General features: G+C 59.2%; 17 protein-coding genes. 8 read left to right on the plus strand and 9 right to left on the minus strand.

Translation table 11 applies throughout. The features are described 5' to 3' along the window. Window positions 1-25 precede the first annotated feature (25 nt). The 3 genes from CAF79_RS20940 (at window position 26) to CAF79_RS20950 (ending at window position 1,708) form a co-directional block, all read left to right on the plus strand. Window positions 26-262: a glutaredoxin family protein gene (locus CAF79_RS20940; RefSeq protein ID WP_085700083.1), complete on the plus strand. Its 237-nt coding sequence runs from the start codon at window positions 26-28 to the stop codon at window positions 260-262. A gap of 165 nt (window positions 263-427) precedes the next feature. Beyond that, window positions 428-745: a hypothetical protein gene (locus CAF79_RS20945; protein ID WP_007955735.1), complete on the plus strand. Its 318-nt coding sequence runs from the start codon at window positions 428-430 to the stop codon at window positions 743-745. Between the two features lie 69 nt (window positions 746-814). After that, entirely contained in the window at window positions 815-1,708 is an 894-nt protein-coding gene (locus tag CAF79_RS20950) for a pseudouridine synthase (RefSeq protein WP_085700085.1), read from the plus strand. 83 nt (window positions 1,709-1,791) lie between these two features. Here the strand turns inward: CAF79_RS20950 and CAF79_RS20955 are convergent, their stop codons facing one another. Both CAF79_RS20955 and mobA read right to left on the minus strand, forming a co-directional pair. Further along, window positions 1,792-2,013 (minus strand): YgdI/YgdR family lipoprotein, encoded by a 222-nt coding sequence (locus tag CAF79_RS20955; RefSeq protein ID WP_039770418.1) that lies wholly within the window; start codon window positions 2,011-2,013, stop codon window positions 1,792-1,794. 78 nt (window positions 2,014-2,091) lie between these two features. Further along, the gene (gene mobA / locus CAF79_RS20960; protein WP_085700087.1) at window positions 2,092-2,694 is read right to left on the minus strand and encodes a molybdenum cofactor guanylyltransferase MobA; all 603 of its coding nucleotides are present in this window, start codon (window positions 2,692-2,694) and stop codon (window positions 2,092-2,094) included. An 81-nt stretch (window positions 2,695-2,775) separates the two neighbouring features. Here mobA and moaB point away from each other — a divergent pair, with 81 nt between their 5' ends. Together moaB and glp are read left to right on the plus strand one after the other, a co-directional pair. Next, window positions 2,776-3,315, plus strand: a complete 540-nt coding sequence (moaB, locus tag CAF79_RS20965) for a molybdenum cofactor biosynthesis protein B (protein ID WP_007955742.1) — start codon at window positions 2,776-2,778, stop codon at window positions 3,313-3,315. Next, entirely contained in the window at window positions 3,299-4,525 is a 1,227-nt protein-coding gene (gene glp / locus CAF79_RS20970; protein ID WP_085700089.1) for a gephyrin-like molybdotransferase Glp, read from the plus strand. Before moaB ends, glp begins: the two co-directional genes overlap by 17 nt. A 56-nt stretch (window positions 4,526-4,581) precedes the next feature. Here the strand turns inward: glp and CAF79_RS29210 are convergent, their stop codons facing one another. Next, entirely contained in the window at window positions 4,582-4,890 is a 309-nt protein-coding gene (locus tag CAF79_RS29210) for a hypothetical protein (RefSeq protein WP_170929763.1), read from the minus strand. A gap of 314 nt (window positions 4,891-5,204) precedes the next feature. Between CAF79_RS29210 and yegS the strand changes: the two genes are divergently transcribed. Continuing rightward, window positions 5,205-6,122, plus strand: coding sequence for a lipid kinase YegS (gene yegS / locus CAF79_RS20980; protein WP_085700093.1), 918 nt, complete (start codon window positions 5,205-5,207; stop codon window positions 6,120-6,122). Here yegS and CAF79_RS20985 read toward each other — a convergent pair. The 3 genes from CAF79_RS20985 to CAF79_RS20995 all read right to left on the minus strand — a co-directional run bounded on the left by CAF79_RS20985 (window position 6,106) and on the right by CAF79_RS20995 (window position 8,610). Next, window positions 6,106-6,765: a response regulator transcription factor gene (locus CAF79_RS20985; protein WP_085683400.1), complete on the minus strand. Its 660-nt coding sequence runs from the start codon at window positions 6,763-6,765 to the stop codon at window positions 6,106-6,108. The two genes, yegS and CAF79_RS20985, sit on opposite strands and share 17 nt — an antisense overlap. Continuing rightward, a complete protein-coding gene (locus CAF79_RS20990; RefSeq protein ID WP_085700095.1) occupies window positions 6,762-7,655 on the minus strand; it encodes a sensor histidine kinase in 894 nt (297 codons plus the stop codon). Before CAF79_RS20990 ends, CAF79_RS20985 begins: the two co-directional genes overlap by 4 nt. 484 nt (window positions 7,656-8,139) lie before the next feature. Then, window positions 8,140-8,610 carry a hypothetical protein gene (locus tag CAF79_RS20995; RefSeq protein ID WP_085700097.1) on the minus strand — a complete coding sequence of 157 codons (471 nt, stop codon included), beginning with the start codon at window positions 8,608-8,610 and terminating at the stop codon, window positions 8,140-8,142. Between the two features lie 452 nt (window positions 8,611-9,062). Between CAF79_RS20995 and CAF79_RS21000 the strand changes: the two genes are divergently transcribed. After that, window positions 9,063-9,998 (plus strand): chemotaxis protein CheV, encoded by a 936-nt coding sequence (locus CAF79_RS21000; protein ID WP_003226705.1) that lies wholly within the window; start codon window positions 9,063-9,065, stop codon window positions 9,996-9,998. Window positions 9,999-10,088: 90 nt separating this feature from the next. Further along, a complete protein-coding gene (locus CAF79_RS21005) occupies window positions 10,089-10,895 on the plus strand; it encodes an MOSC domain-containing protein (RefSeq protein ID WP_085700099.1) in 807 nt (268 codons plus the stop codon). A gap of 70 nt (window positions 10,896-10,965) precedes the next feature. Here the strand turns inward: CAF79_RS21005 and CAF79_RS21010 are convergent, their stop codons facing one another. The 3 genes from CAF79_RS21010 to CAF79_RS21020 all read right to left on the minus strand — a co-directional run bounded on the left by CAF79_RS21010 (window position 10,966) and on the right by CAF79_RS21020 (window position 13,906). Further along, window positions 10,966-11,250 carry a pyrimidine/purine nucleoside phosphorylase gene (locus tag CAF79_RS21010; protein ID WP_085700101.1) on the minus strand — a complete coding sequence of 95 codons (285 nt, stop codon included), beginning with the start codon at window positions 11,248-11,250 and terminating at the stop codon, window positions 10,966-10,968. A gap of 82 nt (window positions 11,251-11,332) precedes the next feature. After that, window positions 11,333-11,875 (minus strand): exonuclease domain-containing protein, encoded by a 543-nt coding sequence (locus tag CAF79_RS21015; protein ID WP_085700103.1) that lies wholly within the window; start codon window positions 11,873-11,875, stop codon window positions 11,333-11,335. A 69-nt stretch (window positions 11,876-11,944) separates the two neighbouring features. Next, a complete protein-coding gene (locus CAF79_RS21020; protein ID WP_085700105.1) occupies window positions 11,945-13,906 on the minus strand; it encodes an acetyl/propionyl/methylcrotonyl-CoA carboxylase subunit alpha in 1,962 nt (653 codons plus the stop codon). Window positions 13,907-13,926 lie beyond the last annotated feature (20 nt).

Genomic DNA, 13,926 nt, shown 5'->3' on the forward strand with positions numbered 1-13,926 from the left:
ACTCGATTTTTGGGGTTGAACGCACATGCTTCCTGAATGCCAGTTGTTCGGCACCCTGGGGTGCCATTTGTGTGAAGTCGCAGAGGCCGAACTGATGCCTTTTGTCGAGCATGGTCTGCTGGTGGAACTGGTGGACATTGCTGACAACGAATCGTGGTTCGAGGCTTACAGCCTGCGCATCCCTGTCCTGCGCAGGGTTGATACCGGCGCGGAACTGGGGTGGCCGTTCAGCGCCGATCAGGTGGTGGCATTCCTGCGTTAAGGTTTTTTCCTCTTCTGCGTTGATGGCATTCGTCACCTTCGCTCAATCACGGCTTGGCACCTTTCGGGTTATTCGGTTACTGTATGCGCATACAGTAATTGGATTGGCCTGCCATGCCGTTTTCAGGCATTGCTCAGGCCAAACCGGATGTCAGAGGGAGCAACCGTGGTCAATGTCGAACAGTTGAAAAGCAGCGTGAACGGGATGTCGGTTGACGTGGTGCGCGAGGCCGTCCACGAATTGCGCCTGGACGGTCTGGTCACGGAAGGCAAGACTCCCTTCAACAAGCTTCATTTCAATACGTGCTTTGCCGAGATCGAGGCATTGTTCCAGCGTGCCGGCTATCACAAGCAGCTGGATGTGGTTGGGTATCAGGGTTTGTTGTACGCCTTGTACGATCCGGGTCGTTGGGATGCCGTGGATGTGTTGCGCTGGCTCAAGGAATTTACCGAGGCGGCGGCGCTCAAATCGATCCCCGCCTGATTCCGCGCTAGGTCTGCTGCGTCCGGTGTTGGATAATGCCGCTCTGCTTTGAGAGTTCGAGTTTTCCGTATGTCCAGCACACCCACGTTTTCCGCCGCACAGAATCAGGCCAGCACGCTGTATCTGCCCCCCGGTAGTTGGCGGACAGTGCTGGACTGTCTGTGTGAGCACTTCAGTGCCATAGGGCGCGATCAATGGCTGGATCGAATCGCCCGGGGCCGGGTGCTCGATGGTCAGGGTCAGCCGATCCCGCTGGATTTGCCCTACAAGGAAGGGCTGCGCATTCACTATTTTCGTGAAGTGCCGGATGAAAAGCCGATCCCGGTGGTCGAGACGATTCTGTACGCGGACGAGCATCTGGTGGTGGCCGACAAGCCGCATTTCCTTCCGGTGACCCCGGCGGGCGAGTACGTCGAGCAGACCCTGCTTCGCCGATTGATCCGGCGCCTGGACAATCCTCATCTGGTACCGCTGCACCGGATTGACCGGCACACGGCCGGGCTGGTGATTTTCTCTGCCAATCCACAGACGCGGTCGGCGTATCAGTCGTTGTTCCCGACGCGGCAAATCGAAAAACGCTATGAAGCCATTGCTGCCGCGCTGCCCGGGCTGGAATTTCCGTTGGTGCACAAGAGCCGCATGATTGACGGTGAACCGTTTTTCCGCATGCAGGAAGGACCAGGTGTTAGTAACACCGAAACGGCGGTGGAGGTTCGTGAAAAGAACGGCGAACTATGGCGGTACGGACTGTATCCGGTGACCGGCAAGAAGCATCAGCTGCGGGTACACATGACGTCGCTGGGGGCGAGCATCTGCAATGATCCGTTTTACCCCGAAGTGCTCAAAGACGTCGAGGATGATTATGCCAATCCGCTCAAGCTGCTGGCACAGGGGTTGCGGTTCATCGATCCGGTCACAGGGCAGGTGCGCGAGTTTGAAAGCCGGATCACACTGGACTGGTGATCCCGGGTATCGACCCTTATCTGTCAGACACGAAAAAGCCCGCATGTTGCGGGCTTTTCTGTATCCGCTGTCGAACTGAAAGCTTACAGCTCTTTGACAGTGCGGACCTGGTCCTTGTTGATGCGAGTGTGCTTGCCGTCCAGTTGCTCGAACTCGTAGAAGCCCGAATCTTCATCATACTTAGGGGCGTCGACAGCCTGGATTTCGCGACCGTCATTCAAGGTGATCACTGTTGGCGAAGCGCAACCGGCGAGGGTGGCGAGGCCCAGTGCGAGCATGAAAGTGGCGAGGGTCCGTTGAGTCATGAGTGTGTCTCCGTAGGGAAATTCTTTTGGTTACTGAGCTTGAGACGTATACAAGGCGTGCAAGTTCCTTGAATGCTGTCAGTCTGACACAGTGTTGTGCGAACTCAACAGTTCAGGGGTGTTGAGATTGGCCAGGCGTGGATCGTTGTCAGGGCAAACCAGGGCCTGGGCATCAAGTGTGCGCATCACCCGGCCGGGGCTGCGTTCTCCTGCGTTCCAGGCGTTTTCGAAAGCGGGCAGGAGCGCCACCGGGATCACGCAAAGCAGCGGTTCCCAGTGATCGTCATGTCGCAACATTAAAGGTTTTTCAGAATTCAGACTGGCCGCCTCGCGCATGCTGTGCAGCAGCGCAAGATCGATTCGCGGAACATCGCAGGGCAGTACCAGCAGTTGAGTATGGCGCGCGGCTTTCAAGCCGGCGCGAATGCCAGCCAGGGGACCAGGAAAGTCTTCCTCGTCATCGCTCACCAATTGGTCAGCGAATGGCGCATAGCGTTCATGATTGCGGTTGCAGGAAATGATCAGATCATCTGTCAGCGGGCGAACCTTGCGCTGCAGATGTGCGATCAGCGGTTCACCGTGCCATTCCACAAGTCCCTTGTCCTGGCCGCCCATTCGCTGACCGCGCCCACCTGCCAGCAACAGGATGGAACAAGGTGACAATGGCGTGTTCGAGGTCATGGCAGCTCTCTGCAGGGGCGGCGAAAAAAGGGGGCGCTGTGATATAACACCGGGCTGTTTCTCCTACAACTGGACGAGCCTATGAAAGCCAAGGCTGATGTACCTTTCGTACCGCTCAATATCGCGGTACTGACGGTCAGCGACACCCGAACTCTGGAAACCGATACTTCCGGTCAGGTTTTTGTCGACCGTCTGACGGCCGCAGGCCACCATCTGGCGCAGCGGGTGCTGCTCAAAGATGACCTTTACAAGATCCGTGCGCAAGTCGCCCACTGGATTGCCGAAGACGTCGTGCAAGTAGTGCTGATTACCGGCGGAACCGGTTTTACCGGCCGTGACAGCACCCCCGAAGCGGTAGCTTGCCTGCTGGACAAGCAGGTCGATGGTTTTGGTGAGCTGTTTCGTCAGATCTCGGTGGCCGATATCGGCACCTCCACCGTGCAATCCCGGGCTTTGGCGGGACTGGCCAATGGCACGCTGGTGTGCTGCCTGCCTGGCTCGACCAACGCAGTGCGCACCGGTTGGGATGGCATCCTCGCCGAGCAACTGGACTCACGCCACCGCCCATGCAATTTCGTCACTCATTTGAAACAGGCGGCGCCTTGTGAATCCCGTGGGTAAGCCGGGCAAGACCGGCAGCCTGATGCCGGTTGAAGAGGCATTCGCGCGGTTGCTGGAAATGGCCGAGAGCTCGCGGATTGTCGAATACGAGTTTTTGCCACTGGCTCAGGTTCAGGGGCGGGTGCTGGCGCAGGATCTGATTTCGACACTGGATCTGCCGCCGTGGCCGAACAGCGCCATGGACGGTTATGCCTTGAATCTGGCTGACTGGACCGGCGAGCCGTTGCCGGTCAGTCAGAAGATTTTCGCCGGACAGGCGCCAGAGCCTTTGAAACCGGGCACTTGCGCCCGAATCTTTACCGGCGCGCCGGTGCCTGCCGGTGCGGACTGTGTCGAGATGCAGGAAAACACCGAGATTCATGCCGATGAACGCGTGAGTTTTACCGAGGCGATGGTGGCCGGGCAGAACATTCGTCCACAAGGCCAGGAAACGACGGTCGGTGAGTTGGTATTGCCCGCCGGAACCCGGTTCGGTCCGATCGAGCAGGGGTTGGCTGCATCGCTGGGTTGTTCAGGACTTGAGGTAGTCCGCCGGGTTCGTGTGGCGGTACTGTCCACGGGTGATGAGTTGGTCGAGCCGGGCACGGCATTGGGGCCGGGGCAGATCTACAACAGTAACCGGGTGTTGTTGTGCAGCTGGTTGCAGCGCCTGGGATGTGAAGTGGTGGATGCCGGTATTCTGCCTGATGACCTGCCTACCACCCGCGCGCGACTTGGAGCGCTTCAGGATGTAGATCTGATTCTTTCAACCGGGGGTGTATCTGTCGGGGAAGCTGATTTCCTTGGAATCGCCTTGAGGGAAGAGGGCGAGCTGACGCTCTGGAAGCTGGCAATCAAACCTGGCAAACCGCTGACGGTCGGGCATTTTCGTGGTGTCCCTGTGATTGGATTGCCGGGAAATCCTGCTTCGACACTGGTGACTTTTGCCTTGTTGACCCGACCTTATCTGTTGCGTCGCCAGGGCGTGCAGGATGTCGAACCACTGAAGTTTTCAGTGACCGCAGGCTTTGCCTGGCCTCAGGCCGGTAATCGCCGTGAATTTCTGCGCGGACGTCTGGAGCAGGGGCAAGCGATTATCTACCGTAACCAGAGCTCGGGCGTCCTGCGCAGCGCTGCCTGGGCCGAGGGGTTGGTGGAAGTGCAGGAAGGGCGAGTCCTGGCCAAGGGAGACCAGGTGCCGTTCATTCCACTCAGCGAACTTCTTGGTTGATTGCAGGCATATGAAAGGCAGGCACTGTCGCTTAACGGTGCCTGCCTTTCAACTGATCAACGGCTGAGCAGTGTAAGCAGTTGATCGAACCGGCTGTTGGCAATCCAGCCCAACAGTCCGAGCACCATCGCTGTCGCACCGGCCGAGTAGGCCAGGCGATGTTTGATGGCTTTGACGTCTCCCCTGACTTCGTCCATATCGCGTCGAATGTACTTCAGGTGAGTTTCCAGCTCGGTGACACGCGGCTCCATATCGCTTTCTCCAGCATTTCTGGCGCTGCATTTGAATTCGTCTTTGAGACTGGCGCGACTTTCGGAGAGAGAGGCAACCGGACTCACGGATAGTCTTGCTTCATGGCTTTGCATGGAAATGTCCACCTGTGGCCATTGAGGGCTGTTGGCAAATGCCGGAATGCAAGAAATCGAAAATCCTGAAACTGTATCCACTCATTACATGCACATCCTTGTGTAATTGAATTGAAGATCTCTAACGCCGACACACGTTGTACCAATGACCTGGCCGGGTCAATTGAGCCGATTCCTTACGTTCTGTACGAAAAATTACCGATATGTAGGACGGGCAGGACGAGCGTCAGGAATTAATTGGAAGGTGTGCGACTTTTTTACCCGCGTTGAGGGTCAAGATGTCCGGTACTGATTCAATTCCGGGAGTGACCGTAATGAGTGAACGCAAGGCATTGTTGATTCTGCATGGCAAGCAGGCACTCAACGAGGCGGTTCGTGCCGCTGTCGAGAACAAGCGTAAACAGGGCTGGGAACTGGCCGTGCGCCTGACCTGGGAGGCCGGCGATGCCCAGCGTCTGGTGGAAGAGGCGTTGGCGGCGGGATACCGTCAGATCATCGCCGGTGGTGGAGATGGCACCCTGCGTGATATCGCCGAAGCGCTGGCGGCGCAGCCAGGCAAGGCCAGTCTGGTGCTGTTGCCGCTGGGAACCGCCAATGATTTTTCCCGTGCGGCCGCTATTCCCCTGGAACCGGCCGAAGCGCTCGAATTGCTTGAGGCGCACGCCCATGACATCGATCTGGGTGAAGTCGGCGGGCAGATATTCCTGAACATGGCCACCGGCGGGTTCGGCAGTCAGGTGACGGCCAACACGTCGGAAGATCTGAAAAAAGTGCTGGGCGGCGCGGCTTACCTGTTTACCGGTTTATCGCGGTTCAGTGAACTGCATGCCGCCTACGGCGAGTTGCAGGGGCCGGATTTTCATTGGCGTGGCGAGCTGCTGGCGCTGGGGATCGGCAATGGTCGCCAGGCCGGTGGCGGGCATGTGTTGTGCCCGGAAGCGCTGGTGGATGACGGTCTTCTGGATATCAGCATTCTGCCGGCGCCGCAGGAATTGGTCGGTACGCTGAAAAATCTGCTCAGCGACGGGTTCGGCATCGACAACATGTTCGTGCGCACCCGTTTGCCGTGGGTTGAAATCAAGGTTGCCGAAGGGCTTTGCATCAATCTCGACGGTGAGCCACTGGAGGGCGACAGTCTGCGGTTTGCGGCGCGCCCCGCAGCCTTGCGTGTACATTTGCCCAAGGACTCGCCGCTGTTGAGCACAACGACCCGGCTCAGTCGTCCAGACTGATGATCTGTTCCCGCACGGCAAACAGCACCAGGCCCGCCACATCGTAGATCTGCAGGCGTTTCATGATCTGCGAGCGGTGAGTTTCGACCGTCTTGATGCTCAAGCCCAGACCATTGGCGATTTCCCGTGTGGACTTGCCGCGTACGATCAGACGCAGGATTTCCAGTTGGCGTGCTGTCAGGTTGTGCGACTCGGTGACTTCCGGTTGCTGCTTGAGGTTGCGTGTCAGCGCCTGATTGATCACGGTGTGGGCGATGGCTGGGCTCAAGTAGCGCTCGTTGTTGCGCAGTGCTTCCAGTGCATGTTCGAGCTCGGTGGCCGTGGTGTCCTTGAGCAGGTAGCCGTGAGCGCCGGACTCCAGCGCCTGCATGATCAGCGCGGGGTCGGTGTGCATCGAGAGGATCAGCACTTTGGCGTGCGGGCGTACGCGTCTGAGCCGCTGGAGGGCTTCCAGTCCGCCGGTTTCCTTCATGGAAATGTCCAGCAATACGATATCGGGAGACAGCTGCTCGACCATCTCGAGCAGCTGCGAGCCGTCATTGGCCTCGCCGATCACCGCATAACCGGGAATATCCAGCACCAGGGCGCGTACGCCGGCCCTGATCAGCGAGTGGTCATCCACCAGAAGTAAGTTACAAGTCAACGCATAACCTTATTCGTACTGGCCCGCTCGAGTGCACGGGGCGCCCAGGGGAATAGTGCTTCGATTTGAGTACCTTTGCCCGGCTCGCTGGTCACGCTCAGTGTGCCGCCCAGTTGTTCGATCCGTTCGGCCATTCCGGCCATGCCCCGTTGTCCTTCGCGCCCCGGATTCGCTGCCGGGGAAAAGCCCAGGCCATCATCGCTGATCAGCAGGGTCAGGCCCTGCGGCAGGCGTTGTATGCGGATCAACAGGTTTTTGGCCTGTGCATGGCGAAGGATGTTGGTGACCGCTTCCTGAGTGATGCGAAAGGCAGCGACCGCCATTTCTTCGGGGATTCCATTCAGGCGCTGCTGGCAATCAAGACTCCAGTGCACCGAAGTATTGGCCAATACCTTGAGCAAATGCGCCCGCAGGCTTGCTTCCAGGCCAAGGCTGGTCAACTGCCGCGGATTGAGAATGGCCGAGACGTCGCGAACCTTGTTGAGGGTTTCTTCCAGGGTCTCGCAAAGGACCGAGCAGTGTTCCTGCATATCTGCGGGCAGGCGGCGCTTGAGCCATTCGCTTTGCAGCTTGGCGGCGGTCAGCAACTGGCCGATATCGTCATGCAGTTCACGACTCAGGCGATGGCGCTCGTTTTCCTGGACTTCCAGCAAACGGTCGGCCAGTTCCTGAGGCTGGAACTTGATGGATTTGCGCGACAGACGATGTTGGGTCCAGACGCAGCCGGCAGCCGCCACGTTGATCAGCAGCAGGCCGAGCGGCAACGGCGCAGAGAAGCCATAGCACAACAGGCTGCCCAAGGCCGAAGCCGTGCACAACAGGAGTGTGAACCTGCGGGCATTTTCTCGGGAGGGGGGCCATGTGGTGATTGACTTGAGGCTGGCGTACATAGCGGATGGAGCCAATGGATGTTCGCTGCGGGCAGACCGGTCAGAAGGGCTGGCGGTCTCTGTCTGGAAAACTGTCATTCAGGTTGTTGATTTCAAAGACGGTTCAGTGATCGATAATTGAGCGCCAACTTTGCTGGAGACCGATCATTGAAGTCACATTGCCATTAACTGAAACAACTAACGGGCGGCATAATACCACTTAACATACCGTTGGTCGCGTTTGCCCTATATGTCCAAAGAGTCAGGAAACAGGCCATGTTGGACGACGGTTCCATTATGGAAAAGTTGAAGTACCTGACTCGATAATTAGCGATGCAGCCGCAAGTTTTCTTTTACACAGGAAAACCCTGACATCCGTAGAGGATAGTCCGCATTCATCGCTCGTAATTATTTATTGGAAGAGGTCGCGGGCAGGTATGAACTATTCAATTGCGACATACGACTGCGAGAACTGACGGGCCTGAACAACCCATGGTGTATCTCGTTACGCCTGGTGCTCCGACCAGGTGACGAGGGACATCGGCTTGCCATTGAGCGGCAATTGGAAGTGAGCCTGTCCGACCTGACAGGCAAAGGCTTCTATGAGCGATGCCTGTTCGCTTTCATCCAGTGCAAGCTGGCCGGTGCGTGGGTCAACCAGTTCCAGTTGCCAGGCCATCAGGGTGAAGCACTCTTTCAGTGCTTCCAGGGCCTGCGCATGCAAATCCACGTGATCCTGTACCTGGGTGAGCAAGCCATGCAGGTGCAGGGAAAATCCGGACACCGCCTCCAGTGACAGGGCATCGGCCTTGTTCGCAAGCTTCAGGAGGGTGCTGAGCATGCAGTCGATGGCGTCCTTGTCATTGCTGATCAACTGCAGGTGGCTGAGGCATTCTTCAGACTTGGCCAGGAGCGTTTCGGCCTCGACAAGGAATTCGGGGAACCGCTGCGCCCAATCACTACGGTCGTTCGGCATGCTTATCTCCACCACGTCATGTCTGATGAGGGAATGCCGTGTGTGTCGACGATCATGAACCGTCGCGAGACCGCGCCCCGGTGTGCATCCGCACGGACCTGGGGTTTCAAGAGGATGTGTTTCCACTGAACTGCGATCGCACACAATAGCCTGACTCCGTTCATGCAATGAGAATGGCGTCACATTAATGGCTATTGGATATCGCGAACATCAGGTTGGGCCTGATTGTTACTAGGGGATTCCCTTAGGCACGGGAACCTGTCGCGCAAACCGAGGTCGCGCCGAAGAGAATGTAGCAGATGATTTCACCGGGCCAGTAAAGCATGATGTTAATGTGACATCAATGCCCGCTCGTGGCATTTTGTTGGTGATTTGTGACGGGATCAAGATCCGCCAGATTCAGCCGATAACCCCCAATAGTGAATTCATCAGAACAAGCCCAGGAGTCATTGATGGCCGGCATTCTCGACACGGTAGACCAACGCACGCAACTGGTGGGTGAGAATCGCCTGGAAATTCTCATGTTTCGACTGGCCGGACGCCAATTGTTCGCGATCAACGTGTTCAAGGTTCAGGAGGTTCTGCAACTGCCGAAGCTGACCCTGATGCCCCAGCGTCACCCGTTTGTCTGCGGTGTGGTCAACCTGCGTGGCCAGACGCTGCCAGTGATCGACCTGTCCCAGGCGATCGGCATGCGCCCGCTGGTGCCGGGCCCGAACAGCACGATCATCGTCACCGAATACAACCGTTCGGTGCAGGCGTTCCTCGTCGGTGGCGTGGATCGCATCGTCAACATGAACTGGGAAGCCATCCTGCCGCCGCCGACCAGTGCCGGTCGACAGCATTACCTGACCGCCATCAGCAAGGTCGACGACCAATTGGTGGAAATCATCGACGTCGAGAAGGTCCTCGCCGAAATCGTGCCGTACAACGCCAAGGTTTCTCGCGACAAACTGGACGATCCGGTGCTGGAACGCGCCCGTGGCCGCGAAGTGTTGCTGGTGGACGACTCCAACGTGGCGCTCTCGCAATTGCGCGACACCCTCGGCCAGTTGGGCGTGAAGATGCACATCGCCAGCGACGGCCTTAAAGCCTTGAACATGCTCAAGGCCTGGGCGGACACCGGGGTGAACATGACCGACAAACTGCTGATGGTGTTCACCGACGCCGAAATGCCGGAGATGGACGGCTATCGCCTGACCACCGAAATCCGCAACGACCCGCGCCTGCGTGGCCTGTATGTGGTGCTGCACACTTCGCTGTCCGGCAGTTTCAACGATTCGATGGTGAAGAAGGTCGGTTGCGACAATTTCCTCTCCAAGTTCCAGCCGGACAAACTGGTCGACGTGGTGCGCCAGCGTCTGATGCTCGACGAAGTACCGGCCTGATCAACCTTTCGAGGCTGACCCCGCGTCAGCCTTTGATTCGCTGACAAAGCTCGTATAGGGTGGCGTTTTTGACCCACCAGGGAGCTGGCCATGCTGCGTCTGAGCGCGCTTTATCGTTACCCGTTGAAATCCGCAAAGGGCGAGGTCCTGCAAAGGATCGGCCTGGACAAACTGGGGCTTGAGGGCGACCGACGCTGGATGCTGGTGGACGAGGCCAGCGGGCGGTTCCTGACCCAGCGTGCCGAAGCGAAAATGAGCCAGCTGTCGGCGCTATGGAATGCCACTGGCGGCCTGACGCTCAGCGCGCCGGGGCATTCGGCAATCGATGTCGCCTTGCCCGGCGGTGACGACGACCTGCGTGGCGTAACCATCTGGCGCGATACCTTGCGCGTACCGGATGCCGGCGAGGAAGCGGCCCGCTGGGTCAGCGAATTCATCGGCAAGCCGACGCGTCTGGTGCAAGTGCCGCTGGAGCGCGCCCGTGCGACGCAGGCCGGCTATGGCAAGGACGACGATCAAGTGGCATTCGCCGACGGCTTTCCGCTGCTGCTGATTGGCGAGGCCTCGCTGCAACACTTGTCGCAGGAAGTCGGGCGACCTTTGGAAATGCTGCGGTTCCGGCCGAATCTGGTGATCGAAGGCAGTGACGCCTACGCCGAGGACGGCTGGAAGCGGATTCGTATCGGTGAGGTCGAGTTCCGCGTGGTCAAGTCCTGCTCGCGATGCATTCTCACCACCATCGATCCGCAGACCGGTGAGCGCAGCGCAGACCGCGAACCACTGGCGACCCTGCAGAAGACCCGTGCCCAGGCCGACGGCGCGATGTTCGGCCAGAACCTGGTCAACGACAGCAACGGCCGGCTTGAAGTCGGCATGCCGGTGGAAATCCTCGAATAACCCGCCGGAAACGAAAAATGCCCGTGTCCTTCGACACGGGCATTTTTCATGAGCGCAGGAAACCGGTGTTTCAGCCGCGGTATTCGCACAAGTAAGCGGTGTCGACGGCCACCTTCAGCTGGAACTTGCTGTTGGCTGGCACGTTGAACTGGCTGCCCGCGGCGAAGGTCTCCCAATCGGCGCTGTCCGGCAGCTTGACGGTCAGTGCGCCCGAGACAACGTGCATGATTTCACGCTGGCTGGTGCCAAATTCGTATTCGCCCGGGGCCATGACGCCGATGGTCGCAGGGCCTTCAGCAGTGCCGAAAGCGATCGACTTGACGGTGCCGTCGAAGTACTCGTTGACTTTAAACATGGGCGATTCCTCTCGAAAAGGGCTTAAAAGGGTCAAAAAGGGTCGGCCAGTATGCACAAGGCTTATGGCGCCGTCACCTGCGCTAGAGCGGCAGCACCAACGGCAATAAGCGGGCGGTATTGCGCGCATCTTCCAGCGCTCGATGCTGCTGACCGGTGAACTGCATGCCCGCCAGTTGCAACGCGCCATTGAGCCCCAGCGGCCGCTCGAGGCGTCGGGCCTTGGCGAAGCGCTGTTTGAGGTTCATGTGCGGCACCCGGCTCAGGGCACTGTCGAGTTGCAGCCGCTGCCATTCCTGAAGCAACTGCTTGCGGTCGTAATCGCCCCAACTGGCCCAGCCTTCAAGGCGAGTCCGATGCTGGCCAAGCCAACGCTCGAACGCCGGCCAGACGTCGCTCAACGGCTGCGCCGCATCGATGTTGGCCTGGGTGATGTGCGTGAGTTCGCGGCAAAACGGCGTCAACAAGGGGCGCCGCGTCGGTTTGACGAAGCGCTGAAAGTGATCCTGCTCGCGACCGGCGCGATCCACCAGGGTCGCGCCGATCTCGATGATCTCCATTTCCGTAACCGGCCAGCCACCCTCATCGGTGGTGGCTTCCAGATCTATAACCAGCCAATGGGGCATCGCAGGTTTCCTGATTTCCGCGTCCTGATTATTCAGAGCGTAGTCAAACCTTGCGGATGCGCGCGGCGACTACTCGACCTGCAACAGAACCTGACGATTTTTTACCTGATCGCCGACCTTGACCTGCACCCGCTTGAGCACGCCGTCGATGCCGGCCTTGAGCGGGTGCTCCATTTTCATCGCCTCCAGCACCACCAGCAGTTGGCCCTTGCTGACCGGGCTGCCTTCGCTGACGAGCACTTCGATGATGGCGCCATCCATCGGGGCTTTCAACGTGCCGGAACTGACGCTGGTCTGACTGTCGATCACCGCATGAGTTCGATCCACCAGATGCAGGCTGCCGGGGTGGGTGAACAGCCAGAGCTGCTCGTCGTGCAGGCGATAGGCATGACGCTGGCGCAGGCCATCGATCTCCAGCGTCACGGCTCCGGCAGTGTGTTCGACGAGTCTGAGTTCGATGACACGTTCTGCGACCTGCACTTCAAACGCATTATTTGAATGGGTGCGAAGTTTCACGTTCCAGTCGCGGGCGTCGAGGCCGATGCGATAGAGCAACGGCGCACTGGCGTTGTTGCGCCATCCCGACAACGGGGCGCGGTGTTGCTGTGCGGCGCACAGGTAAAACAGCACCGTCGCCACGGCCAGCACTTCGGCACTGGGCAAACAGGCGCGTAGGCAGTCGTGGTCGGCAAAGTGCTGCGCAATGAACCCGGTGCCGAACTCCCCACTGATGAACTGCGGATGCTGCAACAGGCTGGCCAGCAGCCGCTGATTGCTCTGCACGCCCAGCAACACGCTGTCCTGAACTGCGCACAACAGTTTGCGCCGCGCCTCTTCACGGGAGGCCCCGTGGGCGATCAGTTTGCCGAGCATCGGGTCGTAGAAAGGTGAGATCGACTGCCCTTCGATCAGGCCGTGATCGATCCGCGCACCGCGATCCAGCGCCGGCGCCCAGGCTTCGACACGCCCGGTCTGCGGCAGAAAACCCTGGGCCGGATCTTCGGCGTAGAGGCGCACTTCCATCGCGTGGCCATCGAGTTTCACCTGCGCCTGGGTCAGCGGCAGCGGCTGACCTTCGGCGACTGACAGTTGCCACGCCACCAGATCCAATCCGGTAATCAGTTCGGTCACCGGGTGCTCGACCTGCAGCCGGGTATTCATTTCCAGAAAGTAGAACTGGCCTCGGGCATCGAGCAGAAATTCCACGGTGCCAGCGCCCACATAGTTCACCGCACGCCCGGCCTTGAGCGCCGCTTCGCCCATCGCCTGACGCAGTTCTTCGGTCATCACCGGGCACGGCGCTTCTTCGATGACTTTCTGGTGGCGGCGCTGAATCGAGCAGTCGCGCTCGCCGAGGTAGATCAGATTGCCGTGGTGATCGCCGAACAGCTGCACTTCGACATGGCGCGGTTCGATCAGCGCCTGTTCGAGGATCAGTTCATCGCTGCCGAATCCGTTCAAGGCTTCCGAGCGTGCTGTGCGCAATTGCGCCGGCAGCTCTTCGGCGCTGTGCACCAGCCGCATGCCGCGTCCGCCACCGCCGGCGCTGGCCTTGATCATCAGCGGGTAACCGATGCGCTCGGCTTCACGGGTCAGGGTCGCGTCGTCCTGATCCGCACCTTGATAGCCGGCGATGCACGGCACACCGGCCGCGAGCATGGCGATTTTCGACTGGCGTTTGCTGCCCATCAGTTCGATGGCTTCGACGCTGGGGCCGATGAAGGTCAGGCCGGCCTGTTCGCAGGCGCGGGCGAATTCGGCATTTTCCGAGAGGAAGCCGTAGCCCGGGTGTATGGCGTCGGCACCGCTGCGCCGGGCGGCGTCGAGGATCGCCGGGATATTCAGGTAGGACTGCAGCACCGGCGCCGGGCCGATGTTCACCGCTTGATCGGCCATCTGCACGTGCAGTCCATCGGCGTCGGCATCACTGAAAACGGCGACCGTGCGATAGCCAAGGGCCTGGGCGGTGCGCTGGATGCGGCAGGCGATTTCACCGCGGTTGGCGATCAGGATCTTGTGGAGGGCAGGCATGGTGGTTTTTCCTGAATGTT

The sequence above is a fragment of the Pseudomonas sp. B26(2017) genome (assembly GCF_002113045.1).
Taxonomy (GTDB): Bacteria; Pseudomonadota; Gammaproteobacteria; order Pseudomonadales; family Pseudomonadaceae; genus Aquipseudomonas.